The organism is Kitasatospora sp. MY 5-36 (assembly GCF_001182915.1).
In the GTDB taxonomy this organism is placed as follows: domain Bacteria; phylum Actinomycetota; class Actinomycetes; order Streptomycetales; family Streptomycetaceae; genus Kitasatospora.
Genome location: NZ_LFVW01000876.1, coordinates 1 through 3,666, shown reverse-complemented (window position 1 = coordinate 3,666; position 3,666 = coordinate 1). Strand labels below are relative to the sequence as shown.

Genomic DNA, 3,666 nt, shown 5'->3' with positions numbered 1-3,666 from the left:
GGCGGGACGGCCGGCGCCGGGGGGACCGGGGGTACGGGCGGGGCCGGGGGCAGCGGGGCGGCGGCGGAGCCGATCACCGGGAGGTCCGGCAGGGTCGGCTCGTAGTCCTCGTCCTCCTCCGGGGCCGGCCGGACGGCCGCGCGCGGAGCGATCACCGGCAGGTCGAACGCGGTGGGGGTCTCCTCGGCCGCCTCGAGGGCGGCGGCCGGCGGGTCGATCGGCAGCACGGCGACGGTGATGTTGTCGTGGCCGCCGGCCGCGACCGCGAACTTCACCAGGGTCTGCGCCGTGGCGAGCGGTTCGGTGCGGGCGTCCGGGCGCACGTAGTACGCCAGGTCGGTGGCCGCCTCGGCGTAGTTCCACAGCCCGTCGGTGCAGATCAGCACCACCCCGGGGACGTGCGGGGTGAAGTCGAGGGTGTGCGGCACGACCTCCTCGGCGTCGGCGCCGAGCCAGCCGGTGATCGCGTGCGCGCGGGGGTCGGCGTAGGCCTCGGCCTCGCTCATCAGCCCGGCCTCGACCATCCGGGCCGCCCAGGAGTCGTCCTGGGTGAGCCGGAAGGGCTCGGCGGCGGCGCGGTCGTCCGGGATCCAGTACGCCCGGGTGTCGCCGACCCACCCGATGGTGACCCGGCCGCCCGCGGCTATCGCGCTGACGAAGGTGCAGGCGGGCGCGTTGAGGTCGGGCCGGGTGGGGCCGGCGCCGTCGGTGGCGAGGCCGGCGACCGCGTCGGCGGCGTCGGCGACGGCCTGGCGCATCGCCGAGTTCGGGTCCCGGCCGGCCTCCAGGGCGGTCAGCAGCGACTCGGAGGCGGCGTCCACGGCGGTCTCCGAGGCCTCGTCCGGGCGGTCGGAGGAGGAGACGCCGTCGCACACCACGGCGACCACGACCGGCTCGCCGCCGGGCAGCGAGGTCGCGGCGACGGTGAAGGAGTCCTCGTTGCGGTGGTGGCGCACGCCGCGGTCGCTGACCCCGGCGACGCCCCCGAGCGCCTTCTCCATGTGGTCGCGCGGGCGCGGCTGGGCGCTGCCGCAGCCCTCGCAGTAGCCGTCCGGGGCGACCTGCGGCTGCCCGCAGTGCACGCAGACCTGCCCGCGCGGCGACGGTACGGCCTCGCCGCGGGCGGCGGCCCAGCTCGTGGGCATCGAGCCGGGGGCCGCCCGGCCGTCCCGGCCGGTCCCGCAGGAGCCGCAGTAGGCGTCCTCCTGGTCCATCGGCTCCGAACAGCTCGGGCACTCGGTCTGCTGCGGCATCTGCTACACCCACGTCCTGGGACGGGCACGGTTGGCCCGTTCCACCATCTCGATCCTGGTCTCCGCCCGGTCGGCCAACCGGGCGAGTACCCGGTAGGACTGTTCCAGGGCGAAGCGCAGTTCCCGCTCCTGTGCGGGACGTCCCAGTACCACCAGGTCGGTGGTGCGCCGGCCGGCGGCCTCCTCGGCGCCGACCCAGCCGAGGGCCGTGTCGAGCACCTCGACGGCGAGCTCCTCGCGGCGGCGGGCGTCCAGCCGCAGCGCGGTCAGCTGGGCGGAGCTCGCGCCGAGGTCGGCGGCCAGGTCGTCGGTGGTCCGGCGCTCGCGCAGCCGGGCCCGGACGGCGGCGATCCGGGCGGCGGTGTAGTGGCTGGAGGTGGCCGGGACGGTCTCCAGGACGCGGACCGCGGCGGTCCGGTCCTCCTCGGCCAGCCGGACCCGGGCCAGCCCGAAGGCGGCGCTCAGGTAGGCGTGGTCGGTGGCCCACACCAGCCGGTAGAACTCGGCCGCGTCGCCGCCGTCGCCGAGCAGCTCGGCGCAGATGGCGAGGGCCAGCTTGGGGGCGGCCTCGCCGGGGAAGGCGTCGTAGACCGCGTCGAAGGCCTCCGCGGCGGCCCGCAGGGCGGTGGAGGAGCCGTCGACGAGGGCGGTCAGCCCGCGGTACCAGACCACCCGCCAGTCGTCCGGCTGGTCCCGCTCCAGCTCGGTGAGGCGGTTCACCGCGTCGTCGTGGCGGCCGAGTTCGAGCAGGGCGCGCAGTTCGCGCAGCCGGCTCTCGACCGAGACGGCGGGCGCGGCGGCCAGTGCGGCGAGCGTCTCCTCGGGGTCGGGGGTGACCAGGACGGCGAGGAAGCCGGCGTTCGGGTCGCCGGGGTCGACCCGGGGGACGGGCAGCGCGAGGGCGGCGGCGGCCGGGTCCAGGGGGGCCACCCGGAGCTGCCCGGCCTGTTCGGTGGGCAGGACCAACTCGGTGTCCACGACGCGCAGTTCGGGGCCGAACAGGGTGGAGGGCGCGGGCCGGGGCCGGTCGTCCTGGAGGGCCAGGACCTCCCGCAGCACGCCGGTGAGCTGGTCGGCCATCTCCTCGGCGGAGGCGAAGCGGCGGGCCGGGTCCGGGTCGGTGGCGCGGACCAGGAAGCGGTAGTACGACTCGTACCTGGCGAAGACCTCGACCTGTTCCGGGCCGGGCAGCGAGTCGCGGTAGGTGCCGCTGTAGCCCTGGAAGTCGAAGGTGAGCACCGCGAGGGTGCGGGCCACGGTGTACAGGTCGGAGGCGACGGAGGGGCCGTCGGTGGCGATCTCCGGGGCCTGGTAGCCGATGGTGCCGTAGATCGGGCCGTCGTCGTCGAAGCGGCGGACCGCGCCCATGTCTATGACCTTGAGCGTGTCGCCGCTCTGGATCACGTTGTCGATCTTGAAGTCGCAGTACACCAGGCCCCGGCCGTGCAGGTAGCCCAGGGCCGGCAGTGCCTCCAGCGCGTACGCGATCCCCTGCTCGACGGGCAGCGGTTCGCGCCGGCCGTCCGCGGTGCGGCGCTCGTTGGCGATGTCCTTGAGCGACTTCCCGCCGACGTACTCCATCACGATGTAGCCGTCGGTGGAGCCGGTGCGCAGGTCCGGGTGCTCGGCGAAGTTGATGATCCGGACGATGTTCGGGTGGTCCACCTCGGCCAGGAAGCGCCGCTCGGCGACGGCCGCCGCGAGCGCGTCCTCGTCCCCGGTGTCCAGCAGGCCCTTGAGCACCACCCACTTGTCGTGGACCCGCCGGTCCACCGCCAGGTAGATCCAGCCGAGCCCGCCGTGCGCCAGGCAGCCCACCACCTCGTACTGCCCGCCGACCAGGTCGCCGCGGCGCAGCTTGGGCGTGAACGAGTACGGCGTGCCGCACTTGGTGCAGAAGCCGTCCGGGCGGCCGGGGCGGCCGTTCTTCTCCCGGCCCACCGGGGTCTCGCACTTGGAGCAGAACCGCTTGCGCTCGGGCACCTCGGGGTTGGCCAGCACCGCCTGGGACGGGTCGGCCGCCTCGACGGTCGGCACGGTGACCAGGCCGGCGCCCAGCCGGTTGCGGGTGCCGGCGGTGGAGCCGCCCCGGGTGGAGCGGACCGAGAGGGAGCGGCTGCTGCCGGTGCGGGTCGAGCGGTGCGAGCGGGAGCGGCCGGACATCGAGCGGGCCGAGCCGGTGCGGACCGACAGCGAGCGGGCGGAGCCGTCGTGGCCGGAGCCCCTGCCGCCGGAGCCGCTGTGGCCGACCCGGGCGGAGGGGACGTAGGGCTGGGTGACGCCGGTGTCGCCGGTGGGCGGGGTCAGGCCGCACTCGTCGCAGTAGCCGTCCGGGTCGATGGTGCCGGAGCAGTCGCGCGGGCAGGGCGCGCCGGGGCCGACGGCCGCCGGTGCCCCCGCCGCCGGTGCCCCC

Annotated in this window: 2 protein-coding genes; both read right to left on the bottom strand. The window is 76.0% G+C overall.

The window, feature by feature from the left end; translation table 11 throughout:
• Positions 1 to 1,253: PP2C family serine/threonine-protein phosphatase (locus AE652_RS37605; RefSeq protein WP_063780399.1), on the bottom strand; the 1,253-nt coding region annotated here is incomplete at its 3' end.
• 3 nt (positions 1,254 to 1,256) lie between these two features.
• Positions 1,257 to 3,666: tetratricopeptide repeat protein (locus AE652_RS37600; RefSeq protein WP_049659775.1), on the bottom strand; the 2,410-nt coding region annotated here is incomplete at its 5' end.